Genomic DNA, 26,526 nt, shown 5'->3' with positions numbered 1-26,526 from the left:
ACTCTCGTAACTCCCTACCTAACCCTGACCTCACATAGATGAATAAGCCGAGTCGCTGGACCCGACTTGTCTGCATCTTTGTCGGTTGCTTGCTCTGCGCGGGTCTAAGCCTTCGCATTGCTTTGCTGCAGCCACAAACCGAGACAGACAATCTCAATTCAAAAATAGCCAGTCCGGGCACCTCTTTAGAATTAAGAGGAAACGTTGACCACGTCGAAGAAGAGGCTAGTTCTATTGCTAGCGACTCCTCGGCTAACCCTGCCCTAAAAATCCGTACGGAACAGCTTGAACGCCTTACGAGTGAATCGCAGAAACGCGCCGACATTCGCTACGCCGACCTTCTGTCAGAGCTTGACGGATACTCCCCTCAGGCCTTGGAAGCCATTCGCCTCTCTTTGATCGAAGCGGAAACGGAACTCAGATTCCTATTCCAATCCATCGACTACACATCGCCCAGCATCAAGGAGGAGCTGAGAGCAGCTGTCGAAACCATCGAGAGACGTAAACGCGAGCGCCTTGAGGCTCTTATGACCGAGCAGGACATTTCCCGTTTCGACACCTACGTCGCTTCGCTGACCTTCCGCGAAAAGCTTCCGGAAATCCGTAGCCAGATGAAAGCGAGGCAACGACACCTAAGCGAAGAAAAAGCCGCGGCGGTGGCGAGAAGCTACGAGGAATCGATAACGAAATATCAAGCTGCTCTGGAAAGCGACAGCCAGCAATCTGAAGACTCGTCCAGCAACGATCTGTCCTCCTTCGATAAACTGTTTCTGGAGGAGGTCGCAAGCATCCTAGAAGAAGATACATTCACCGCGTTCACTGACTTGTATTTGGATTATCAGTACGAATGAGAACCGAAGCAAGAAACCTAGATCCTCGTTGGCCGAACCCGCTTTTTAGCTCCTTGGTCGTTTCCCTCGTAGCGTTCGTTGCAAGTTTTCTCATCTTGCCCTCCGGACGCTGTTTTACCAGCGACCCTAAAACAGTCGATCTCTCAACTGCTTTGAAATTCGATGGCTATGCTGTTTCGCAATACATCGTAGACAAGAATTACAACTTATTCCTATCGTCCGCCCCCCAACCTCCATCCACCCGGGAGAAATCGGAATGGTTTACTCGTTTTATCGCCGAACAATGCTTGATCGCCGAATTGCGTAAGGAAGGATGGTCCGAGCGACCTGAAGTCGCACTCGCAGTCGACTCCATGGAGCGCTATTTGCTGATTCAAGACGATAGCCCTGTCCTGAAAAGGACTGTACCCACCATACCGATACATCCCGAAAAACTCGAAGAAACCCGTCTTCAAGCTAAGACCAAGGTCACCGGAATCTTCATTGAGTTGGATGCAGCCGAGTCGACAAGTAGCCTACAGGATTTCAAAGCGCTTTCAGAGCTCGAGTCATACATAACGCGAGAAGAAAGACCGGGCAGCAAACGTTCCGTCGCAAGCCTAAATTGGCCATTCAATCCGCACATGTCGATTCGAGAGGAAATCTCGAAAGCGGAAACCGGAAAGCTCTATGGCCCTTTCTCCCACTTAGGAACCCTCCTCTACTTTCAACTTACCGCTAAAGAGTCGTCCAGTACTCTCTACGACCATCTGCATGACGCGTCATTTTCTGAGCATGCTTCTCTAATCGATCGAGCCGTTAGATTGGAGAAATACAAATATCTTCTCAAAGATCAGGCTCAGCTCAGGATCCAAGGTCAACTCCTACCCACGATTGCGCAAAGCCTTTCTATAGACGATCGAGGCAAGTTGAGCTTGGCAGACAGGAATTTAGGAAACAGTCGCCTCTTCGAATACAGGCTGGATGAAAGCGTACACCCAGTGAGCGTCAACGATTTCATCGCAGACTATAACCACGCTATTCAACGCCAATTGCTTGACCATCCAGACAAGATCGAAAGAGCGATCGATTTCTACGTGCTCTCGAGGCTGTGTCTGCGACTTGGTCGCTCGGGCGGGATGACCTCCGAACCCCGATTCTCTCAGAATCGTTTGAACTACGAAAACAACTGCATGCTTGAAGCGTACAAAGCGGAACTCTTCGAAGGCGAAGGCCGCATTCGCGAAACGGAAATAATGCAAGGGTTTCAACAAAGGTATAGCGATATGACCAAAGCATCACGAATCGAAGGAACCCTCCTGATCTTCGATTCCTGGAAATCTTTTTCCGACGGGAACCCTCCATCGAAATCTCGACCAAACCTGCAAGTCACCGAAGATTCGCCACCGATCACCGATGCCTGGCCCAACAGAGCGCTACTCGCTCTTGCCGATGGAGCCAGAACCGGACCGGCCCCCTATTACGATGGGGTCGCGATATTCGAAAAGGCGAAAACTCTCGAGCTGCGATCGGTCACACTCGAGGAGCTACGTCCACGTCTAGAACGGGAAATCAAAGAAGAACGCTTCTTGGAACTGATTTCTAAAGACGTCCAGCAACGGGCCCGAAAGCTGGGATTAAGACTGCAAATGGACTTCTCGCGATACGGTTTGAAAGAGGCTCCCACCATCCCATAGCGGACAGTTTCGGACATCATAACTTTTTAGATAGGAATTCAACTCTCCGCCGCTGAAGGCTCGCTAGCCAGAGGTGGCACACGTGTATAACTAAACCCAAAAGATAGTATATGAAACGAAAGATCCTAGCTCTCATCACCCTCATCGGATTCGCCACTTGCCTGCAGGCCGGCAGCAAAGTCTGGCAGTGCTCAGCTTCCTACTCCGGGCAGCAGCAAAACGGTGGAGGAGGTTCATTATATCCCACAGCTACAACACAGTTCGTAGCCCAAATCACAGGATCTGGTTCCATCAGCGGGACCGCCAACGCCAATTCGCAAAATGGGGAAATTGTCTTCATCGCTGGGTGGTTCTCCGGTTCAGTGAATGAAATAGATACTGGAACCGCGTATGCGGGCGATAGCGTCGGTGTCTATCTTGCAATCAACGCTCACTACGCACCCGGCTCGTACGGCACGTCCAAAGTGACAGCCACCTGGTAGAGATATTCTCTAAAAAAGCTCATCAAAGGCTCTCGCGACATGCGAGGGCCTTTTTGTTCTCAAGCTCGTTTCGAGAATCGGAAACGGATCTCATTTTCCGCCCCTGATAAAAGCGGATGACTGCTGGAGTCGGACATCCAGTTTACGCTGAAGCTGGGACTCCTGTTCACTCTCTCCAAGACGCCCCAGAGCGATTCGCCAATGAGTGCGGGCTTCCGCTACCTTGCCGCTTCGAAATAGAATATCGCCATAGATGAGCAGCATTCCCGGTTTCTCTCCTGTTACCGAAAGCAGTTCTCGCAGGGCGACCTCTGCTACCTCCAGACGTCCACTTTCAATCGCCAATTGAGCTCGGGCTCCGAGAACATCAAGACGCCGCGGTGCGAATTCCAAGGAGCGGTTGTAGCTCTCCAAAGCTTGGTCGATCCGTCCTTTCGATTGCGCTACTCTACCTATTTCGAAGTAAGCATCCGCAAGGAGCTCGATCGCGTCCGCATAATAAGGACTAGCGTTGCGAGCCTGATTCAAAAACGGCAAGGCTTCATCGAATCTCCCCGCTTCCATCAACACCAAAGCTGCCCTTACCTGGGCTTCAGAATCCATGGGTGCCAGCTGGCGCACCATCTTCAGACTTTCCGATGCCTCTTCTGTCTTTCCCAGCTTGAGGCCAAGACGGGCCCTGGTGAAATGAAGCTCAAGGTCATAGGGTTTCGCTTCCAGACCCTGATTTAGCGCTGTCATCGCCTCCTCGTACGATTGTTTTTCCATGAGGAGTCGGGCCCATTCCAGATTCAGCTCCCCACTCGGCCCAAAGCGTTCGATAGCTTCCCGGGCCACCGTCTCTGCCTCAGAAGACTGGCCGCGCAGACTGAGCGACTTGACGAGCAAGGGATAAAAAACATCCACCTCACCGCCGTTCTCGAGTCCCTCGCGAATCTCTGACTCGGCTTTCTCAAAGTATCCAGAACTCATGTACATGATCGCTCGATAGCGCGACCAACGAGGGTTTTCGGGCTCGATTTCCTCCATGCGTTGCAGGTAAGGCTCCGCTTCCTCGTACAGCCCAACCATGAAGTAGTCGAGGAACAGGAAATCCAGGCGCTGCGTATCCAGTATAAGTTCCTTCACTTCCTGAAGCCAAGGGTCCGACTCGGGAGGACTGGTCGAATACGCGATCGACTCAGAGATCAGGTAGGCTTGTCTCTTGTCTCCAGAACGAGCATACAACTGGGATAGCAAGGCCTTGGCCGGAGTATTTTCGGCGTCGAAGGTCAGGACCTTTTCCAGGGCCTCAATCGCCAAATCTAGTTGCCCTCGCTGCTCGTGGACCCTCGCGAGTCCCAGATAGGCCGAAACCAATTGAGAATCGTTAGCCATGCCTTTTCGAAAAAGGGTTTCCGCAGCCTCCAGATCGCCAGTCTTGAGCCTTGCTTCGCCGAGTTGAACGATGGCCTGGCCATAACCGTCGAAGGCGGCCACGGACGCTTCCAGATAGGCTAAGGCTTCTTCTGAATACCCGCGCTCCTTAACCAGCTGGGCAGCGAGGTAGTTGAGACGGGCCAAGGTTTCTGGATCCGACTCGCTCTCTATCAGCCAATTGTAGAGAAACTGTGCCCGATCATCGTATTCATTTGCATGGTACAGATTCGCTAGATCGAACAGGGCCGTCCGATTCTGCGCTTCTTCATCGAGAGTAGACGCAATTGAGGCGAATCGTTGCCCCATAGGGTCTTCCGAAACGAATGCTTCTGGCGCGGAGATCGCCCACGTTAGCGTTTCTTGTTGAGCATCGCGTCCATCAGAGCACTGGCCTTCCATAACAAAGGCTCCAGAGCCGAGGATCAGCGAAATAGCTGCACTGCGAAAGAGGATCATCTTAACGATTCTTGCTAGAGAGAGGGCGGTCCCAGTAGGTCACGCGGCTAATGTTGTCAAAAGGTGGATAGTACATGAAAGCTCCGGTGACGAATTCCACTTGTCCATCTCCATCCATATCCGCCCCATCCACCGAAATCAAATGCGTTGGTTCGTGAGCTAGAACCGTTTTCTCGAACTCTTTGTTCGCCATCTGCAAATAGCAGACTAGTGACACCGCATCGGGCGAACTCCAGTCGTTGTAGGCGCTGACGACCACGATGTCTTTTCTTCCGTCTCCATCGTAATCCACTACCAGCGGGCTGTGAGCTCCCGGCAGATCCGCGATGCGCCGATATTCGAACTGGCCCGTGCCATCGTTGCGCAGCCATTGCAGTCCGTGCCAAGATCGCGGTCCAGGAGTGGAATAGTCCAGACCGTCGCCATTTGTATACACAATGTCGATACTTCCGTCGTCGTCTACGTCAGCGACGCAAAGGCCGCTGCTTCCAAAATCCTTATTGAGCGCGCCGTACGCGACTCTTCCCTCGAAATTGCCGGCTCCGTCGTTCTCAAAAACATGAATTTCCTCCCAGTCCTGAGATACCAGGGCCACGATATCCAGGTCGCCATCTCCATCCACATCGCAAACGGGGGCGTGGATAGTGCCCGAAAGGTCAAGCAACGGGTGGCTCTTAAAGGTGTTGTTTCCCAAATTCTCCATCCATCGAATTTCCCCATCGAAGAAGCCGAAGGCTCCAACGACCAAGTCTTTCAATCCGTCGCCATTCAAGTCGCCCCAAGTCACATAGGTGACGCGAGGGACATCCTGCAGCAACGTGCTCTGCTCGAAAGTTCCATCTCCTTGATTTTCCAACAGGAGAACCGAGCCGATCCGGCCATTATTCGGTATCACGATTCCCATACAAGCCACCAGCACGTCCATCAGCCCATCGTCATTCAGATCGACGATTTCCGTAAAAACGGGTCCGGGAGCGAGCTCTGCAATGATGCTTTCCTCGAACACGCCGGGAGACTCTTGGCGAAGCCAACTCACCTGGTTGAGCCGTCCTTCGCAGGCTAAAATATCGGGCAGGCCATCCTGGTTCAAGTCCGCGATGCGCACGTTGCTCACCCATGGTTCGCCTTTCGCCTCCATTCCCACCGCTAGGGGCTGCAAGGAGTCCGACCCCGCTGAAACGGAGTTTAGGCATAACGCCCCTGCTATTACGCCGAGAGAGATCTTAAACAACTGGTACTTCATCTGAGGCATCCCTCCATCGAGGAGTGTATCTAACAAACAAGTTTAGATCAGCCATGGTAGTTGTAATTCGTATACAGCCAATCCTTGAAAACTAAAATCGCCCCCGGACGGATCCGGGGGCGAGTAGTAATAGCGTATTTTCCTAGACTAGAACGAGAATGTATTGGTCAGGAAGATCTGCTGCGGAGCTTTGATGCGATACGCTGCAGGGGTGCCGTCGGGCTGTACCGTGATGGGGACGAGTTCGTCTCCAACACCCACGTTGGCTATGTTGAGCTGTACTCTCCAGTCGATCTTGTCGTTCATGATCGGCTTTCCATAACCAACCCAAAGGTCGAAGTCCAACTGAGCATCGTCCTTGTAGGGAGTGTCCAGATCGTACGCGAGGAACTCACGACCAGTGAACTCGGACACGTCGTAGTATGGCTTGTAGGCGAGCGTAGCCGCGGACTGGTAGCGAGCGGAACCACCGATGCTGAAGCCCTTGAACTTGCCGTCGTTGAAGTCGTAGTTGGTCACGAAGTTCACGTGCCAGAGACGGTTTTCAGGAACAACTGTTCCTTCTTCCGCCAGACGAGCCTTGATGTCGCCATCTGCATAGCCATTCCAGTTGTCGCGAGCATTTGCGCCACCGGGAGCCCAGATGCGAAGATCGCCCATAGCGGTGGTGTTCAAGCGTTCGTTGAAATCGAGCAAATAGTCGATCATGGTCATTTCACCACCAGGGGCCAATGTCTGACCGAGGTTGTCGCGGTAGGACTTGATGCGAGAGGCATTCATGGTCATGCGCCAGTTTTCGGTGATCTGAGCATGAAGCTCGAGCTCGTAACCTTCGGCCTTGATGTCATCCGTGAAACGGAATGGAAGTCCCTGCTCGGTGAAGTCGGAACCATCCCAAGCGAAGCTCCAAGCTTCCGCCATCAACTGCGGCAGAGGAGCCATCTCCTCAAGCCATTGGTCATAAGCATTGATAACTGCGATTTCGAGGGCTTCGGCTTCAGCCTGAGTTTGTCCGTCCAAAGGCTGGTAGTCGAAGTTCCATCTCCGGTTTGGATTCTCGTTAGTAGGAGCTGGCAGATTTGATATGATGCCATCTCCATGACGAGTGCTATCGGGATTACCGCGAACCTCGTAGTTGTACTTGTGCTGGTGATACGCAGAAGCGTAGATGCCGATGTTGTTTCCGTAGAGCCAGAAAGCCAAACCGGTGCCCACGTTGTTCTGCACGTCAGATTCGAACTTGTTGAGCTTAACCGAGTACTTGCCGTCTTTGGTCGCGACCATGATGCCCATATCCTCGGTGTTACCCTCAGGAAGCGGCAAAGGTTGACCCCAATAGTCCACGTAGACCTGACCGGTCTGGAAGTTGTTGGACTTGTTGTACGACACGCTGACGTTGACTGGCAGCTTGTCGACCACCTCGCCAAGGAATGGCAGATCGTTCAAGTGAGCAACCAAGCCCCAGCTCTTCGACTCTTCTTCAAACGGTCCCGTTTCGTTCACCGTGTAAGGGATTTCAGTTGGATAAACTGCGGAATCGTCCGTTTCCCAAGTGGTGCGTACCTGCCCGACTTCGTCGTTACGAATACCAGCAGTAGCTACGAGGGAATCATCCCAGAACTTACCCTGCCAAACAAAGGCGTAGGCATCGTTGTAGCGATCGTCCCAGGCACGGCTTTCGGTGAGGAAATCGCGATTCTGAGCGGTCGAATCCGTCATAAGCCGAACTTGGCGTGTGCCCCATCCGACATAGTTGGCGGGGTTCTCTGACTGTGTTGACTCGACTGGACCACCTTCAGTACCAGCGGATATTTGGTTATACCAAACTGCGCCCGGGTCGACATAACCTGCCGCTTCCGGATCCGTTGGGTGAATCCAAGTGGAGTCGAAGTAACGCAGGTTCATGGTGTCCGCAAACTGCGGAGCTGCGGTCGGATACCGAATTCCGAGATCTTGTCCAAGCGTCGCTCCTTGCAGATTTCCACTGAGGTAGACATTCTGCATCGGCACGAAGTCCGCCCAGAAACGGCCGTTGTTGTCCTTGATCTCTGCAAACTGTGGATGCTGGTAGTAATCACCGACAAAGGTGCTGGAACGCCATCTTTGCGAAGTGTTCAGATACTCGTCCTTGGAGCCCATTCCGGTGATGGTGTGCTTGCCGAGGAAGCGAGTCAGCCAGTTTCCATCTGCCTTGTTGAAGTCGTGTGAGAAGAAGGCAGTCGCTCGCCAGCTTTCGCGATCCGTAACGGACTCGCCCTTGGCATTGCCGAGACGGACGAATGCGCGGCCCGCGCCTGGGTTGACGGTGCCATCGGTATACCAGCCCGTTTCTGGGGTATTGGAACCATCAGCAAAACGGCTGTTAACATCGATGTTGAGTGTATCTTGCACCGGGTTGTATCCACCAGAGAGGTAGCTCTCTTTATGGTAACCGATGTCAAAGCCCATGGTATCGCCGAAGAAGGTCTGGCTCAAGGAAGCTTCCACGGAATCGAAATTCTGCCACTCACGCTTGATGTCGCCATCGAGCAGGTTGTTGTAGAAATCGAATATGGAGGGATCAGTGATGAACTTGTCCTTGGTCAAACTTGCGAATGGTAGGCCTTTGTACTGGGCGTATTCGCGATAGCCACCGAGTCCATGAGGATTTCCATTGGCGAGACCGCCAATTGTTCCGTCGCGTTCTCCAGTAGAATCTAGCCCGAGGTAGGAAACGGCATTCGGGGCTAGTCCGAACACCGGTTCTGACTCACCCGGCATGTAATAGAAAATCGAGCCACCAAAGTAACCAGCGTAGCCAGTGCCATTGGTTTGATTTCCGATTCTCTCTACGTAATTAGGATTCGCATTGTTGTCCCAGTCCTGACTCTCCGCAGCGCCACGTCCTGGAATCTCTAACGTGCGGTCATTTCCCCAAGCCACGTCGAAGAGTTGCTTGTCCAGATCAGTGAAGAACGGAGTGACGCGATCCTTCGGCGGCATGTTGCGGGGACGATTGCTCTCCCCGTCGCCCATTTCGACGCTCGCCTTGAAGATCGAGCGGGCGTTTTCCGATTTCAGGAATTCCGGCTCGTAGCGGACAGTGAAGTACTGGCGCTGGATGTCATCGAAGGCCGGGTCCTGCTTGAACTTGGCATTGTTGTCCACTGCCGCGAAGCGCACCGCCAGTTGATCCTCGATCAATACGCGGTTGAGGTCGACTGAAGCGCGCACGCTACCGTATTCGTCGATACGGATGGAAACCTGGTTGGAGTTGTCCCACTGGGCTTCCTTCATGCGGGTGTTGATCACACCGCCGGGGCTGCCTTGTCCGAACAGGATCGCGTTAGGACCACGCTGGATGTCTACGCCATCCACGTTGTATCCATCCCAAGGAATGCTGGAGAGGTAGAGGTTGCGGGTGTTGTCAGCAGAGACCAAGCCTCGCACGCGGTTAGTCGACTGAGGGCTGAGGGAGGCGCTGGTGTTAGGATCGGTTCCCCCTCCGGAGCCGGAGTAGTTGCCATACACGCCGCCGACTTCGGTTCCGAGCGTGTACTTCAGCAAGGTGCTGTTGTCGGTAGCGCCAATGTCGTTGAGGAACTCCTCGGTGTAAACCGAAAGGGAGGTTCCCAGGTCTTTGAGCTCAGTCTGCAGACGGTTGCCAGCCAGGGTAGTGGCAGCGGAGTAGCCGGAATTGGCGTCAGCGGATACTTCGAAAGGAGACAGTGTGAACACTTCTTCTTCGTCGACTTCGCTGCCACCACTCTGAGCCATCACCGCCACAGGCAAAACTACCGAAGCGAGGACGCATCCGGCAGGCTTTATAAGCTTATGAGGCATATTGTTTATCATCAGGTTTTGCTATATTTAGTGAGTAGTTCAATGGTCCCAAACGCTGACGAAACAAATGCGACCCACCGGACCTCGAGTTCCGTTTGAGGGGAATATAATCAAGTAAGGGCGGGGCGAAAATGAATCTGCCGGAGAGTGAAAAAACAACCATCCAGCCACACGTATAGGGACCGCTATCATACCAAGCCCCTTCCCCTCCGGTCTACGGGCTTTTTGCGACATCCAAGCGCCCGATTGCGACCTAACATTACCAGTTATACGATCGATATAACCTAGGTCATAAGTTAAGATATAACCAATGTCAGGTTGCACCTAAATGCGGCATTTTCAGCATGCCAATCATTCACCGCCTACATCGTCGCGAAATGCTGGCCGCCCCGCTCCAATCCAGCCTGATTCAAGCGTCGATTTTCCCTGAACCAAACCACATGAGATTCACCCCAGGCGCTCGCTCTATCCTTTTCGCAGGCTTAACCGCCGTGTTCGCTTCGCCGTCGAGTGCGACCATTTCCCAGGCTCCTCTGAAGTCTCGTATCGAGAACGACGGTGGCTCGCTGTTTGCGAAGCGATCCGCGGAGTCCACCGGCATCCAGGCCATGAATCCCTACGACGATCCACTGATGTGGTCTAGTCGCTACCGCGAGTACATGGGTGGAGCCATGGGCTCAGGTCTAGCGGCAGGCGACTACGATGGGGACGGAAACGTCGATCTGTTCGTGAGCATCAAGACCAAGCCCGGAATCCTCTTTCGCAACCGAGGGGACTGGACTTTCGAAAACGTCACCGAAAAGGCCGGCCTGGACGAGGGACGCTCCCTCTTCAGCTGGTTCAAGTCGGATGATTCGGTGATTTGGCGGCAGGGTGCGACCTTCGTCGATGTCAACAACGATGGCTGGCTCGATCTCTACGTCTGTCGCAACAACGCCTCCAATCTGCTCTACATCAATCAAGGCGACGGCACCTTCGAGGAGGAAGCGGAAAAGCGCGGCCTGGCCATCGTGGACGGCAGCGTGGTGGGAGCCTTTTCGGACTACGATCGCGACGGTTGGGTGGACATGCTACTGCTTACAAATCAAGTAGATGGAACCGAACCGACGGGTCGTCCGGACCGGCTGTTTCGCAATCTGGGCGACGGTCGTTTCGTGGAAGTCACCGAGCAGGCGGGCATCGACGCCATCACCTTCGGCCATGCGGCGACCTGGTTCGACTACAACGGGGACCTTTGGCCGGATCTCTACCTTTGCAACGACTTTTCCGAGGGCGACTACTTCTATCGTAACAATGGGGATGGCACCTTCACCAACGTTCTAAACCAGAGCTTCCACAACACGCCCTACTCCTCCATGGGAGCCGATATCGGCGACATCAACAAGGACGGAAACTTCGATTTGCTCGCCGCCGACATGGCGACTACGACACGTGAGCGGGATCGCCGCGGACTAGCCGCCTCGCGCAACGATATGCTGCGAGAAGGCACCACCGAGGGCATCGCTCCGCAGTACACCCGAAACGCCCTATACATGGGCACAGGCATGGACTTTTTCCGCGAAGCGGCCTGCTGGGCTGGACTGGAAGCGACCGACTGGACCTGGTCCGTGCGTTTCGAGGATTTCGACAACGACGGTTGGGAGGACCTGCATGTCACCAACGGAATGATTCGGGAAGCGAACAATAGCGATCTGCTCGCTCGCATGATGCGTGGTTTGTCGGACATGCAACGAATCGGAATCATGAAGCGCTCTCCGGTGCTGAACGAAGCCAACCTTGCCTACAGAAACCTTCAGGGAGAGGGCTTTCAGAACGTCGCTGAGGAATGGGGGCTGGATGAAGTCGGCGTGGCCTTTGGAGCCGTGACCGCGGACTTCGACGGAGATGGCGACCTGGACATCGCCTACATCAATCTCGACGACAATCTCAGCCTCTTCGAAAATCGGTCTACCGACGGGAATCGCGTTAAGATCTACCTGCAAGGGGATCCTTCGAACCACTTCGGGGTGGGCGCGGTAGTGCGGATCGAGAGCGCGTCCTGCGGACAACAGACCCGTGCGATGGTCGTGACCCGCGGATACGCTTCGGGCAGCGAACTTGTGGCTCATTTCGGATTGGGCGACGATCAACGCATTGATCGCCTCACCGTTCAATGGCCATCTGGGACGCTGCAAACGTACGAGGATCTCCCGGTCAACCATAGTTTCACCATCAAGGAGGATAAAACGACGCAACCGCCCCCTCCGTCGACAGAGCCTCCACTCTTCGCAGAGACGAGCGAGAGCTTCGGCCTCAAATTCGAAGATGCCTCAGAGCCTCAAGTGCCAGACAGCGAGCAAGCGTTCATCCCTTTTCGAACCGATCGAGCTGGCCCCTCAATTGCAGTCGGAGACGTCAACGGAGACGAGATCGATGATATTTTCCTCGGCGCCACGACTGGCTCGCCCGCCAGACTGCTCGTGTACGCAAAAGGCGGATACAAAGAAATGCCATTGCCTGCAACCTTCAAGACCTCTCTGGAAACAGGCCCCAGTCTTCTCTTCGATGCAGATGGAGACGGTAGCCCCGACCTGCTCGTCACGACATCCAGCTCTCAGGGTTCAAAATGGCCCGACGCCTTTGCGACCAAACTCTACCTGAACGATGGACGCGGCGCTTTTTCAAAAACCGACTTCCCCTCCCTTCCGCTCAATGCGGGCGCGGCCGCTGCAGGCGACATCGATGGCGATGGAGATCTCGACCTCTTTCTGGGCGGGCGCTCGATCCCCGATCGCTATCCGGAGACGCCTCGCAGCTACCTTCTCAGAAACGATGGCGGACGATTCACCGACATTTCCGATCAGAGCCGAGGCTTGAAAAACGTCGGCTTGGTCAAGGATGCCCTGTTTCGGGACGTGGATCGGGACGGACGAATCGACCTGATCGTCTCCCTGGAGTGGGACAGCGTGCGCTTTTTCAGAAACGAGGGAGACGGCGCCTTCGCCGACCAAAGCGCGGCCGCCGGCTTTCTGGACGGGGGCAAAGGCTGGTGGAACGGCATCGCGGCGGCCGATTTCAACCTCGACGGCCGACTGGACTTCGCGGTGGGAAACCTGGGCTTGAACACCACCTATGAGGCCAGCCCCGAGGAACCGGCTCTGCTTTTCTACGGCGATTTCGCTCAAAACGGCACCCGCATGATCGCGGAAGCGGAGCACGACGCCGGAAAGCTCTATCCGTTGCGATCGCTCAACGATCTCGCCGCCTACCTCCCCTTCGTGAAGCGCGCCTATCCGAGCGCCAACGACTACGCGAAGGCCACTTTGGCGGAGGTCTTCGGCTCATCCGCTCTGGAAAAAGCCCAGCGCTTCGAAGCGGACAACTTCCAATCCGGTCTCTTTCTCAGCCAGGTCGGTGGCGACTACCGCTTCCAGCCCTTTCCTCCCGTAGCCCAAATCGGTCCCGTGATCGGACTGGTCGCAGCCGACTTCGACGGGGACAACATTCCAGACCTCGGACTCAGCCAAAACACCGATACCACCATGCCACGCTCCCAAGGCGGGGTCGGCCTATACCTCAAAGGCCTGGGCGACGGTACCTTCGCCGCCCTGGAACCGCTCGAATCCGGCTACGTCGTGACTGGAAATGGTCGAGCCCAAGCCATCGTGGATCCCAACAAGGACGGAAAACCGGACCTGTTCATCACGCAGCATGCCGGCAGCAGCCTCTGCTTGATCAATCAGAGCCAGACCGATGCGGATTGGCTGACGATCGCCCTCCAAGACAGCTCCGGCAATTCCAAGGGCGTAGGAGCCAGCATCGAGCTTGAATTTGCCGATGGTCGCGCCCGCTACTACGAAATCGGGCTGGGCGGCGGCTGGCACAGCCAAAGCGCTCCTCGTCTTCATGTCGCCAGCCAAGACGAGAATCCGCTGGTCAGAGCGCGCGTCCAGTGGCCCGACGGCTCGCAGTCCACCCACCCCGCGCCGGAGAACGACAAAGACTGGCTCCTGATCAAACCGAATCAGCCATAGCTTCAAAAAAAACGACGCCTCGCCCTCCCTCCTCCCATGAAACGCACCTTTCCCTGGATCCAGACTCTCTGCGCCGCGGCGATGCTGCTGACGCTGATGTTGATGCTGCGCGTCGACCATTCGCACCTCCGCTGGGCCAGCGACCTGAGCCTCGAAGGCAACCCGCCTCCGGAACTCGACGCAAGCTCCCCCACCGGCTACCAATTCGGGCAGCGACACTTTCTGGGAGTCACCAACCGCGGCGAAACCTACCGCTGGATCGCCTACGCCCAAGAGCTCTTGCAAGAAGGCTTGCTCAGCTCGGACCCCTACCTGGGAGACTCCGCGCAAGACGGTCGGCCGCAGTTGATGCCCAGGCTCTACGCCTTCTGGCTCGCGAGCATCGCTTGGATCATTCACCTGATGACCGACCACTCGCTCGGCATCGCGGTAGAAAGGGCCGCCTTGTGGGAGCCGCTTATCGCTCACGGCATGGCATTCATCGGACTCTCGGCGTTCGTCTGGAAACGATATGGAGCGATCTTCGCCACCGCAGCAGGCCTCTTCTTCGCCCTTTTCCCTCCCTTTTCGGCCCAGTTCATACCCGGTAGCTTGAGTCCGGAGATCGGGGCGTTTCTGCTCGCTTCTCTGGCTCTCGCTCAACTGATACCGACCAAGGACTCCACGCAGCCTCCTAAGCCAGGTCCTCTCAACGCCCTGGCAATCGCCCTGTCCCTGTGGCTTGATCCCGCGATCGGCTTCAGCGTCCTGCTGGTCATCGTCGCCGCCAAAGCCGTTGACCTGCTGGCTACCAAAACTCCAAGACCGTTCTGGGGGTGGACGCTTTGCGGCGTCGGTCTAAGCCTGCTGGCCTGCCTCATCGACGCCAATCCCCTAGAGAGCTCCGCGGGAGAGTTGCGCTACCTGCACCCCGTCTACCCCCTGGCCTGGCTCGGACTGGGCATGCTGCTAGGGGCTTGGCAAAGCATGCTGCTTCAAAGCTTTTCCCGCGTCCGCTCCATCGCCTTGGGCGCCCTCGGCCTTCTTCTGATGGCGCCGCTCGCATACACCCAGTTGAGCCACGGCTACTCGGGTTGGCTGTTTTCAAGCGCCTCGCTTCTTCGGCCCAGTTCGCTCGATCAGACCCGCATCTACGGAAACCTATTCAGCTGGATCGCGAGCGCCGAATTCACCACGGTCCTCCTGGCCGGACTGCCTGCCCTGACCGCCCTCGCGGCCATCGCCTACTGCTTATCCCGCTCCAAGACAGACGCCTGGGGGTCACTGAATTCCGCTCTGCCCGTCGCCACAGGCTTCGCGGCGGTCGGGCTGCTGACGGTTTTCAAGATAAAATGGGGCTTCGCCCTTTCCCTGCTCGCCCTGATCTTTCTTTGCTCCTTCGTGAGCGCTGGCTTGCCCCGCGCCGCTCGAAGCATCGCAGGCGTGATCGGGTGCGTGCTTCTCTTCGGCTTCTTCGCATGGGGAAGATCGCTGCCCGCTTACCTGAAGAGACCGGACCAAGAGTCGCTGGCCCGCCCTTCTGACGTCGAAACCCTGATCCAACGGCATTTTTCGCACTGGCTGGCGGTCCACAACCCCACGCGTGATCCGATCGCGCTGGCTCCGCCCGAGTTCTCCGACTCCATCATCTTTCATGGCGGTTGCCGCGCGATCATGTCCACAGCCTGGGAATCCTTTCCTGGGCAGCTCGCGGCGGTCCGCGTGCTCAGCTCCCCAGAATCGACGGAAGCGGAGGCGGTGCTCGACGGTCACGAGGTCACGCACATCGTCCTGCCCTCTTGGGACCCGGTGCTGCCCATGCTGGTCAAGGCTCCGGCAACGGAAGATCAGAGCACCTTCTACCATCGGCTGCTGCGCTGGCTGCTCCCCCTTTACCTCCGACCCGTTCCCTACCCGCTTCCTGCGATCCCGGGCTACGAAACCGAAAAGCTCGCCGTCTTCGAAATGTCTCCGGACCAAGACTCGGCCCTCTCCTTGAGTCGCCTCGCGGAATACTTCGCGGAGGCAAATCGGGACGAGCCCGCGAACCTCGCCGCCAAGGCCTTAGCCGAATCCTACCCCAACGATCCCAACGCCGCGATCGGACAAGCGTTCGCCTACGCTCTGACTCGAGACATGAGAGGATTTCGCATGAAACTGGAGAGGCTGGCCCGCGATGCCGAAGAAGGGTTCGCCTCCAGGGATTGGGATCGGCGCGTGCTGAGAGCGATAGTGTTCGCCCTAGGCAAACGCCACGAGCTCGCGAAACAGGAATTGCAGGCCTGTGTCGATACCATGAGCGAAGATGGACTTTATCAGCTGACCCCGCTGCAAACCTATCATCTGAGACGCCTTCTGGAACGCTACGAGCTGGGCTTTCCAAACCTCGAACTCCGCGAGCTGGCGCGACTGCGCTCCTCCGAGTACGGCGGCCCTTGAACCATAAGGCTGCCACCTTGCTCTGCAAGCGACCGGCAGCATCGACCAGAAAACGAAAGAAGCCGCGGTTCGCTAGAACGACGAACCGCGACTTCCGATATATTCAGCGGAAGATCTTACAATCAACAAACCGAATAACCTAACTAGAAATATAATATCATTATCCAGCGATCGACGGGCGCATAAAGCAAGTGACTGCCGAACACGAAACCCGAACCCTGAATGCGAACATATGATCTCTATAAAACTCCTTTCGCTCAAGACATTTTAGCGGCGAATACCTATAGCCTAAGTTATATATAAAGCAACCACCCCCTCCCGAGGACGCCATTCCAGACCACTCCCTATAACCTTAGATATAGAACAGACTCCTTGCCAATCGCATCGCAGGCCTTTTCCTTGCGATCAGACCTTCTGTCAGCGGAGACCGTCTCGCCCCATAGGTCTGTATTCACCCTCAACACGAACCGCATCGCCCGCCACCGTGCCCCAGCGCAAAACACACCCCTCCATTTCGACATGGCGAGCGTTCGCAAACCCCGGACGATCTCTCTTCGCCACGCTGGCTCGCGCCGGGTTCGGGCTAGCGACCTTGCTCGTCGCGAGCGCGCTTGGAGCTTCCACGCCGACCATCGGGCTACCCGTGACGCGCACTTACGCCATCGAGGAGATCGGAGTCTCTCGCGGACCCAAGCTTGGCTTCGACCACATCGGACGCCTCGCGGTGATCAGCGGAGCGAACTACGTGGTCTTGAACGACAACACTTGGCTGGATATTTCCGACAAAGACGACCGCAACCCCCCTCTGATGGAAGTCATCGAGGACGACGGCGAAAACTACTACTTCGGCGCCCTCGCCTCATGGGGAAAGATCGAGTTCACCGAACAAGGCAGGATCGACCCCCTCTCCTATCGTCCAGAGCAGTACCCGCGCTGGATCAATACCACCAATTTCACCAAGATCGTCTTCACCGACGACTACACGCTTTTCACAGGACAGAACGGCCTCGTCTGCCTGAACCGGCAAACAGGCGAACAGAGCTTTCATCAAATGTCCATCGCTACGGTGTTCACCTTGGGGCAGCGCGTGTTCGTTTCCTCCAACGCCTTCGGCACCATAGAGTTCGATCCAAAGAGCGGCGAATCGACAAACGTCGCCCCGACCGTCTCGATCCACGAGGTCGCCTACCTGGACGACACCACCATCGTGGGGGCGACCAACGACACCGGGTTGGTCAGCTTCGATGGCGAGCAATTCAGTTTTTTCGACTTCGGGTTCGGCGAGAACAGCATCGTGCGCATTTCCTGCCTGGAGACGCTGCCCGACGGAGGGTTCGCTGTCGCGGTCGACAGCGAGGGCGTCTTCGTCTTTTCCGCAGATGGAGAACGAAAGCTAGCCCTGACCACCTCCGACTATCGCCGCATTTTCGCCATCGCCTCCCGGGAGCCGGGCATCCTTTGGATTTCCAGAGAAAGCTCCGTGCAGAAACTGCTCTACAACGATCCCGTTTCCGTGGTGGATCAACGCTCGGAAGTCGTCATCGGCTGGCCGCAAGTGAGCCAGTGGGGCGATAAAACGGTCATCGCCTCCAATGGACGACTCTACGAGATGCGGCTGGCTGAGACTGGTTGGCAGTACACCTTCGAAGAGTTCGAAAACGTGCCCATCTCCGGAGCCTGGGCCATTGCAGGAAACGAGAAGCACCTGCTCATCGGCAACAGCGAGGGCGTCTTCAGACACGACGGTAGCGGCTTCGAGAAGATTCCCGGCATCGAGGAGGCGAACCGCCTGGTGCTGCAAGAAAAGGATATCTGCATCGTGATCGGATCGCGAGAAATCGCCGCCTTGGCTTGGGATGGCAACCGATGGTACGAATGCGCCCCGAAGCTCCAAGGCGTCGGCTTCCCCGCCATCATGCACAGCAGCCACGACTCCGTCTGGATAGAGCTCGGCCTCGACTTCATCGCCCGCGTGTGGTTCGAAAACGGTCAGCTGCGAAAACGCGTATTCCAAGACCACCCCTGGGAAGAGCCGGTCTGGATCAATATCGGCCTGCTCAAGGATCACGTCGTCCTCAGCGGCGCCCACAACCAACGCATCTACCGCGACAAGGAAACGCTCGAGGTCGTCGAGCCACCAGACATAGAAAAGACGCTAGCCGAGATTCCCTACGTTCTCCTCCGCGCGACCGAAGATGCGAACGGAGTCATTTGGGTCACCCACCCGAACGGCGTGCTCACAGTATTCCCTGAAGGCGACGGCTATCGGGTCGACACCGACTCGCTCACCAGCATCCGCGATCAGTATCCCGTCATCACTCTGATCGATGAAAAGCACGCGTGGATCTCCACCGAATCCGCCCTCTACCACGTCAACCAGGATTTCGAGTCGATCGAAGGATCCACGCAACAGCCTTTCCTCGTCTCCGTTTCCGACGGCAAGACGGAGACCGAGCTCATCTCCGCTCCGCCGGCCAACCATTCACTCGGCCGTCTGCCCTATTCGCAAAACCACCTCGTTTTTCGGTATTTCGCTGGCGGATACATGCCGCTTCAAGATCTCGTCTACGAGTTCTCCATGAGAAACAACTCCAGCGACTGGAAGCTACGCAGCGCCGATTCCCTGCTCACCCTTCCGAGCCTAGAGGAAGGAGAATACCAGCTCACCGCTCGACTTCTTAGCAGCAACATCCCCGTTGGAAATCCGATCGTCACTCGCTTCACCATCGCGCCACCTTGGTATCGATCCGCCTTCGCCTACTTCGGCTACTGGAGCAGCGCCATCTTCAGCTGCCTCGCCATCGCTATTTGGGCCGCTCGCCGAGCGAAGAGCAAACAGGACTACCTGGAGAAGCTCGTCCGTGAACGAACCGAAGAGCTCAGAGCTACCATGGAAAAACTCACCGAAGAGGCGCGAAACTCCGCCACCTTGGCGGAACGCAACCGCCTCGCGGGCGAGATTCACGACAGCCTTCAGCAAGGCCTCAGCGGACTAGCCCTTCAGCTGGACGCCACGCTGAAGCTAAACCATCTCGACCCAGATCTCGAGTCCCGCCTATCGGTCGCCCGCCGCATGGTGTCCTTCACTCGCCAGGAAGTGCAGCAGGCGGTCTGGGACCTCGAGTCTCCTCTCCTCCAAAACGACGATCTCGCAGAAGCACTGCGCAGCATGGCCGAGCTGCTTGGCACCGGATCAATGAGCCTGGAGGTCAAGACGACCGGGAAGCCGCTCGAGATCCCCTCCACCACCAAGCACCACTTGCTCCGAATCGCTCAGGAAGCCATTACCAACTCGGTACGGCACAGCGGCGCCACCCGCATCCAAGCTTGCCTGGAATTCCAATCCGACAAGGTCACGCTTACCATCAGCGACAACGGAAACGGCTTCGACTCGAGCGAAGTCTTCTCCAGCGGAATAGGCCATTTCGGTCTGCGAGGCATTCGCACCCGGGCGTCCAAGATCAATGGAAACCTCACCATCTCCAGCGTCCCCCAAAAAGGGACGAGCGTCCAGCTCGTCGCGCCTTTGAACCAGACGCCACAGCATTCTAGCAAAAATGGAAACGACCCAAACGAAAATTAGAATCCTCCTCGTCGACGACCACATCGTCCTTCGCATGGGGTTGGTCACCGCAGCGAACGGCGAGCCCGATATGGAAGTTGTGGGCGAGGCCGAAAACGGACGGGACGCGGTAGACGTTTATCAACGCCTCCGTCCCGATGTAGTGGTCCTGGATCTGCGCATGCCCGTTCAGAACGGCGTCGACACCATCCAGTTGATCAAGAAGATCGAACCTGCGGCCAAGATCCTGATCTTCAGCAACTACGCCAGCGGAGACGAAGTGCTGCAAGCGTTCAAGGCGGGAGCGCAAGGTTTCGTGGTCAAGGAGATGCCGCTCGAAAGCCTGCTCGAAGGCATACGCTCCGTGTATCAAGGCGATCAATACATGCCCCCCGAAATTTCCGCGCGCGTGAGTCGCCGCGTCGTATCTCAACTCTCGCCGCGCGAGCTCGAAGTGCTTGGTCTCGTGGCCAAAGGTCAGAGCAACAAGGAAATCGCTTCCAATCTTTGCCTAGTGGAAGGAACCGTGAAAGTTCACCTGACCAACATCCTCTCGAAACTCCAGGTATCGGACCGCACGCAAGCCATCCTGGCTGCGGTCAAACGCGGCATCATCCAGATCGATTGACGAAGACGAAAGTCGATGCACTTTCGCTTTCTTGCGCGAAGGGAAAACCCAATTCCGCAGCGAACCGCGCCTCGAAGACGGCCGGCGCTATGACGCGAACCGAGCGGAGGGAATCGGGTCAATCACGTCCGAACGCAAACTGAGTTGCCCCCTTCGCATCGACTAACAAGCCTCTCCCAAAACCTGTGTTATTCAAAACGCCTCGCTTCTAATCCGTTCATACTGTGTCACCTGTAAAAACCTTCTTTCGCTCCCTGCCCGCATGCCTGACCCTGGCCGCTTCCTTGCCTGCCCTCACCGCAGCTGAAGCGGTTGACGAAAGGCCAGACCCCATCCGTTTCGCCAAAACCTCGCTATCCAAAGGCGAGTTTTTCGAACCTATCGAGATGGCGATCCTGCCAAATCTGGATGTACTCATCGTGCAGCGTCGCGGCGAAATCCTTCACTACGACCAGCAGGACGATCAAATCTACCGCGTCGGCTTCTTGGACGCCTACTACTCCAGCGATGCCCCGGGAGTGAATGCGGAGGAAGGTGTGCTCGGCATCACCGCTGATCCGGATTTCGAAGAGAACAGCTTCATCTACATCTTCTACAGCCCGAGCGACAAGGTAGTGAATCGCTTATCGCGTTTTGTATTCAAGGATCGGATTCTGGACATGGAATCAGAAAAGGTGATCTTAGAATTCTACTCGCAGCGTGACATCTGCTGCCACACCGGAGGCTCGCTGGCCTTCGGACCCGACCGCTTGCTGTATCTCTCCACCGGCGACAACTCCACCCCTTTCAACGAACGCGACGTAGAGCACACCACAGACGGCTTCGCTCCGCTGAACGACATCGAGGGCAAGGACCAGTACGATGCCCGTCGCACCGCCGCGAATACCAATGACCTGCGAGGAAAAATCCTGCGCATTCGCATCCTGCCCGACGGGAGCTACGAGATCCCGGAAGGAAACCTCTTTCCCGCGACCGACAAGACGCGTCCCGAAATCTTTACCATGGGCCATCGAAATCCCTATCGCATTTCCGTCGATCCACTGGATGGCACCGTCTACTGGGGAGATGTCGGTCCCGACGCTTCCTCTGACCAAGAAAATCGAGGTCCTCGCGGCTACGACGAGATGAACCGTGCGTCAGAGCCGGGCAACTACGGTTGGCCGTTGTTTATCGGCGATAACTACCCGTATCGCGATTTCGACTACGAAACCGGAGAAAGCGGCGATCTCTTCGATCCGCAAAATCCCGTGAACGATTCGGTGCACAATACAGGCTTAGAGGAGCTGCCACCGGCGCAAACCCCGTTCATCTGGTATCCTTACGCCGAATCTGAAATGTTTCCTGAAATGGGATCAGGCGGGCGAAACGCCATGGCGGGGCCTGTGTATTACGAAGACCTCTATCCTGAGTCCACGCGCTTGCCTGCCTACTATGATGGCAAAGTCATCATGCACGATTGGATACGTAACCACTTCGTAGTGGTTGACTTTGACGAGCAAGGTAAACTCGCCAGCGTCGAGCCCTTCTTGGAGAAGCTGGAATTTTCGGGTCCTATCGACGTGGAGATGGGGCCGGACGGCAGATTGTACGTGCTCGAATACGGAGCTGGCTGGTTTTCCAGAAACCCCGATTCCGGCCTGTCGCGCATCGATTTCATAAGGGGCAACCTTCCTCCACAGATCGAATCCGTTTCAGTGGAAAAAACAAGCGGTCGACTGCCTTTCAGACTCTCCGCCACCGCTGATGTTTCAGATCCAGAAGGCGATGCCATGCAGTTCGAATGGCAGATCGGTAGCAGGGTCGTGAAGACCGAAGGGCCTGAACTGCGCACTGAGCTAACGACCCTTGGCATGCATCCTTTGACGCTTCGAGTCACAGACTCCAACGGGTCAGTCAACGAGTCGGATCCCATCGAAGTCTATGCAGGCAACGACCAACCGAAGGTCACGGTCACCGTGGATGGAAACCAAAGTCTTTATTTTCCGAATACACCCGTTTCCTATCAGGTCTCCGTGGAAGATGATAGCGAAGTCGTCGAGGAGAACATCTTCATTTCAGCGTCCATGGAAAGCTCCAGCCCGATACAGCAGGTAGGCCACCAAATCCTCACGCGAGAGGAACAAGGACGAATCGCCATGACAGAGTCGGACTGCCTCGCTTGCCACAAAGAGCAGGAAACCTCCATCGGTCCGTCCTTCGAGCAGATCGCCCTTCGCTATCGAGACATGGACGGGGCAAATTCCTTGCTAGCGAACAAGATCATCAAAGGGGGCGCCGGAAACTGGGGCGAAGTGCCCATGCCAGGGCACGCCTCAATGAGCGAGACCGAAGTGTCTAAGATCGTTGATTGGATTCTATCCAAAGCCAAAACGGATGAGGAACTGCAAAGCCTTCCCCTTAAAGGGAGCTTCGACCCCGCGACGCTCGACAGCAATCCATGGCGACAGGTTTTCACGATTCGAGCTTCCTACACGGATCAGCCTGCCGCGGGCATTCAAGCCCTTCCCGGACAAGACGCCGTGGGGCTTCGCCCTAGCAGACTAACCCGTTTCGCTTTCGAAGAGATGGAAGGCATCGAACAGGCGGGTCGTTCGGCGCGATTTGCCGACACCCTCTCCTCTTTCAAAATCGAGCAGGTCGATCTTCGAAACATCGCTCAGGTGGCCCTAAGCCATTCGGAACTATCTTCACTGGGTGTATCCATCGAACTGCGACTTGCTTCTCCAGAAGGGTCGATGATCAGCTCTGCGCCAGTGAACGAAGGGGAAGAAACCGTTATCGACTTGGGGAGCTCCGCGTTCAGCGATGGCCCGCAAGACGTCTACTTCGTTTTCCGATTCGAGAAAGAACCGGCTGATGAGTCTCTCCTGCATTCCGTCGAGTTTATACAGGAAGCTAAATAGCGGGTCTTTATTCGTATAGGGGTCAGCTGAGTTTCTAACCGAAGAAAGAGCGTGCCCGGAGGTCCCGCTCCACCATCTTGACGGTGCATAAAGGTGGAACGTGACCTCCGGGCACGTTTAGAATTCGGTTCCCTCTCTCTCACATAAAAAGATCCTCGCCACAATCGCGGCGAGGATCCCGAAAAACGAAACTTATATTTAGGCTTCCTATTCAGCTTCGAGAAAACCGTTCACATCGAGCCAGTGCATGAACACTGGGAACCAGCCATTTGCGGTGTTGCCAGGATAACCGAGACCGAATCCGTGTCCACCGTTCTGATACAGGTGAAACTCCACCGGAATACCCGCGTCGTACCAAGACTTGATTAGCCCGAACTCGCCGTTGAAGAGGAAGTCGTCGGTAGCAATTGCAGCGAACATGGGAGGCGCATCTTCGGGCACTTCTTGCGGACCCATACCTCCGTAAATAGGCCCGATGAAAGCGAGGTCCATAGTATCCGAATTCAGGGTACTGTGCATGGTTAATCCAGCGCCAGCGGAGAAGCCGATCATGCCCAGCCGATCAGTATCGACGCCCCATTCCTCGGCGTTTTCGACGATGAGAGCGTAAGCGGCTTCCGCATCTTCGAGCTGATTGGAAAGGTCCCAGCGAGGACGCGGCGGTGGAGCCTCTTCGCCTTCAGCGGGCGTCACGGAGGAGAAGGTCCGATTCATCGACTCTCTGAGGCCATCGAGCGTAGGCGGCGTTGGCTGTAGTCGGTATTTGAGTACGAATGCTGCGACGCCTCGATCAGCGAGGGCCTTGGCGACCTTCCAACCTTCGTTGTTCATAGAAAGCCAGCGGAAACCACCTCCTGGGGTGACGATAACGGCGGCGCCATTTGCCTTGTCCGGATCGGGCAGAAAGGGAGTGAGCGTGGCCGTGGTTACATTGCGTGCCATGGGCTCGCCCCATTGGCGAAACCAGCTCTCCTCGGAGGGCTGATCCTCGACACCACCAGTGCCAAGAACGATGGCATTGGGCTCCTCGGGAGCGTCGAGCGGATAGATGGTGCCGTCTTGGGCATTTGCCGATACTGCCACCGCGCAGGCGAGCGTGAGAGCGACCGATTTAGTCAGGTTCAGAAACGTATTGGGTACTGTCATAATGTTAGGGTTGGTTATGGTTTGTAAACTCGGAGCAGTTCCAGAGCGATGGCGATATCGGGTGGACGTCTAATCGAGATCAATCGATAGATTCCAGTGCTCGGCGACGGTCTTTAGCTCGTCGAGAGTCAGGTAGGAAACGGCGCCGTGCTTGGGCCGGTTGAAGTTGGTACCGCGCATGACGCCTTCGTTGAAGCGGCCGATATCAGTGAAGGTTTCGAAGTCGGTGGTTTCACTGAATCCCATGTTGTTGGGGCGACCGCCGTAGACGTCGTACATGAGGACGTAGGTGTCGGTACCGAGGCGCTTGAATACGTTGGGAGCTTCGGTAGAAACAGTGTTGGGATCGATGCGTCCGGGCGTGGTTTCGTAGCCGGACTTTATGTCGTCCGAAACGGCATGGCGTATGGTGGCGCTGGATACGTAAAACTGGTGCCAGCGGCCATTGGCGAAGGTGATATCGCTGTCAATACCACCGATGTTGGGAATCATGGTCGGAGTGGTTTCCAAGGCGGTGAAATCATCGTTGGCGTAGGAAGTGTAGATGTTAGCTCGAGCGTTTTCGTATCGGATGGTGAAGTACACCATCATCTTGTCCGCGGCTGGATCGTACACCGTTTGCGGAGCCCAGGAGCAATCGATATCGCCCAGCTCAGGAAACGCCAGATCGACGCGGAAATCGGAATGCGTCCAATGGATCAAGTCCCACGACTTCATCATCACGATCGCTCGATTGTTACCCCAGCCGTGCTCTTCCTCGGGGCGTTGCCAGCGGGTTTCGCGGAAGCCCATGCGGTCCCCGAAGATGTGCAGGTCGGTCATGACGAGGTAAAAGGCACCGTCTGGTCCACGCGCGATATGCGGGTCGCGCACGCCTTTCTGCTCGGCCAGCAAGGTGCCGTCGAAAATGGGGTCGCCTTCATTGACATCGGTGAAGGTGTATCCATCACGACTGACAGCCATGTAGGCCGATTGCGTTTGGTCCTTGAAGTAGACCATGACGTATCCACCGAAATCCTCTTCAGACTTGGAACCGGCGTAGGCGGGCTTCTCCAGTTTAGAAACGATTTCGATGCCGGTGGGACGACGCTCGGAGCTGGTGTCCCAAGAAAACGCGGGCGAGTCAAAGGCGCCGGGATCCGCCGCTGTATTTTCGTCAGCGACTGCCTCCTCGATGAGCGAGGCTACACCACGTGGATCTTCTTGGTGGGCCACATGGCCACCAGGGAAGGTGCGGATGGTCCAGCCACGCGCCTTGGCCCGTTGCCAGCTCTGGTCGGTCTCAGCGCGCTTTTCCGCGTCTTGCCCTTCGGGCACGAAGGCGACGTAGGTAACGGGGAGTTTGAAGGTTTCGGAATTGTCGTAGGAAACGCGCTGACGGAAGGTTCCGACGGGATGAGCAACACCGGTTGGCGGAGTGGCGTCAGGGTCGTACCAGGGAAACTGCACTAGGCCGTTCACGACCTTGGAGCCGGGTGGCGTTCCACCAACGAGATCGAACATGGACTGATTGTGGTTAGGAACGGCGGCGTCGAGAAAAATGACGTGGCTGATACGCTCTGGAATACGATTCATGACACCGGTGATAACCATGCCGCCGTAGCTGTGGCCCGTGAGCACGATGTCGTGCAAGTCTTCGAACAGGATCAGATTGACGACATCATTGATGTGGGTATCGAGGTCGACCGTCGTATCCGCGAGGTGCGTACGCTCTCCAAGTCCAGTGAGCGTGACGCGGTAGACGGTGTGTCCGTCATCCTGGAGAAACTGCCCTGTTCGTTTCCATTCCCAACCACCAGCGGTGGCTCCATGGACCATGACAAAGGTAGAGGCCTCGGACCGGGCGAATCCGGCGAAGCATACAGCGGCGATTAAGAGAGTGAGTAGTGACTTCATGGGTACAATTT

The 26,526-nt window shown here is 56.2% G+C and carries 13 protein-coding genes; 8 read left to right on the top strand and 5 right to left on the bottom strand.

Features of this window, described 5'->3' with window-relative positions; translation table 11 throughout:
* Nucleotides 1–38: 38 nt before the first annotated feature.
* The 3 genes from QEH54_RS10855 (at nt 39) to QEH54_RS10845 (ending at nt 3,009) form a co-directional block, all read left to right on the top strand.
* Nucleotides 39–851 carry a hypothetical protein gene (locus QEH54_RS10855; RefSeq protein ID WP_309018696.1) on the top strand — a complete coding sequence of 271 codons (813 nt, stop codon included), beginning with the start codon at nt 39–41 and terminating at the stop codon, nt 849–851.
* Entirely contained in the window at nt 848–2,527 is a 1,680-nt protein-coding gene (locus QEH54_RS10850; RefSeq protein ID WP_309018695.1) for a hypothetical protein, read from the top strand. The genes QEH54_RS10855 and QEH54_RS10850 overlap by 4 nt, the downstream gene beginning before the upstream one ends.
* A gap of 110 nt (nt 2,528–2,637) precedes the next feature.
* Nucleotides 2,638–3,009, top strand: a complete 372-nt coding sequence (locus tag QEH54_RS10845) for a hypothetical protein (protein WP_309018694.1) — start codon at nt 2,638–2,640, stop codon at nt 3,007–3,009.
* Nucleotides 3,010–3,099: 90 nt separating this feature from the next.
* Here QEH54_RS10845 and QEH54_RS10840 read toward each other — a convergent pair whose 3' ends face one another.
* From QEH54_RS10840 to QEH54_RS10830, 3 genes are all read right to left on the bottom strand, one after another.
* Nucleotides 3,100–4,734: a tetratricopeptide repeat protein gene (locus QEH54_RS10840; RefSeq protein WP_309018693.1), complete on the bottom strand. Its 1,635-nt coding sequence runs from the start codon at nt 4,732–4,734 to the stop codon at nt 3,100–3,102.
* Between the two features lie 151 nt (nt 4,735–4,885).
* A complete protein-coding gene (locus QEH54_RS10835) occupies nt 4,886–6,127 on the bottom strand; it encodes a VCBS repeat-containing protein (protein WP_309018692.1) in 1,242 nt (413 codons plus the stop codon).
* 147 nt (nt 6,128–6,274) lie between these two features.
* Nucleotides 6,275–9,949, bottom strand: coding sequence for a TonB-dependent receptor plug domain-containing protein (locus tag QEH54_RS10830; protein WP_309018691.1), 3,675 nt, complete (start codon nt 9,947–9,949; stop codon nt 6,275–6,277).
* A gap of 440 nt (nt 9,950–10,389) precedes the next feature.
* Between QEH54_RS10830 and QEH54_RS10825 the strand changes: the two genes are divergently transcribed.
* The 5 genes from QEH54_RS10825 to QEH54_RS10805 all read left to right on the top strand — a co-directional run bounded on the left by QEH54_RS10825 (nt 10,390) and on the right by QEH54_RS10805 (nt 23,473).
* Nucleotides 10,390–13,962 carry an FG-GAP-like repeat-containing protein gene (locus tag QEH54_RS10825; RefSeq protein WP_309018690.1) on the top strand — a complete coding sequence of 1,191 codons (3,573 nt, stop codon included), beginning with the start codon at nt 10,390–10,392 and terminating at the stop codon, nt 13,960–13,962.
* Nucleotides 13,963–13,998: 36 nt separating this feature from the next.
* Nucleotides 13,999–16,380: a hypothetical protein gene (locus tag QEH54_RS10820; protein ID WP_309018689.1), complete on the top strand. Its 2,382-nt coding sequence runs from the start codon at nt 13,999–14,001 to the stop codon at nt 16,378–16,380.
* A 643-nt stretch (nt 16,381–17,023) separates the two neighbouring features.
* Nucleotides 17,024–19,963: an ATP-binding protein gene (locus tag QEH54_RS10815; RefSeq protein ID WP_309018688.1), complete on the top strand. Its 2,940-nt coding sequence runs from the start codon at nt 17,024–17,026 to the stop codon at nt 19,961–19,963.
* Nucleotides 19,938–20,570, top strand: a complete 633-nt coding sequence (locus QEH54_RS10810; protein ID WP_309018687.1) for a response regulator transcription factor — start codon at nt 19,938–19,940, stop codon at nt 20,568–20,570. The genes QEH54_RS10815 and QEH54_RS10810 overlap by 26 nt, the downstream gene beginning before the upstream one ends.
* 224 nt (nt 20,571–20,794) lie before the next feature.
* On the top strand, nt 20,795–23,473 hold the full coding sequence (locus QEH54_RS10805) for a PQQ-dependent sugar dehydrogenase (RefSeq protein WP_309018686.1): 2,679 nt from the start codon (nt 20,795–20,797) through the stop codon (nt 23,471–23,473).
* 207 nt (nt 23,474–23,680) lie between these two features.
* On the opposite strand, the gene QEH54_RS10800 is transcribed toward QEH54_RS10805, so the two are convergent.
* Nucleotides 23,681–24,619 carry an alpha/beta hydrolase gene (locus QEH54_RS10800; protein WP_309018685.1) on the bottom strand — a complete coding sequence of 313 codons (939 nt, stop codon included), beginning with the start codon at nt 24,617–24,619 and terminating at the stop codon, nt 23,681–23,683.
* 69 nt (nt 24,620–24,688) lie between these two features.
* Nucleotides 24,689–26,515 carry an alpha/beta fold hydrolase gene (locus tag QEH54_RS10795; RefSeq protein ID WP_309018684.1) on the bottom strand — a complete coding sequence of 609 codons (1,827 nt, stop codon included), beginning with the start codon at nt 26,513–26,515 and terminating at the stop codon, nt 24,689–24,691.
* Between the last annotated feature and the right edge of the window lie 11 nt (nt 26,516–26,526).

Source organism: Pelagicoccus sp. SDUM812003, assembly GCF_031127815.1.
Classification (GTDB): Bacteria; Verrucomicrobiota; Verrucomicrobiia; order Opitutales; family Opitutaceae; genus Pelagicoccus.
Note: the sequence above shows the minus strand (reverse complement) of the source record. Positions and strands in the feature narration are given on the sequence as shown.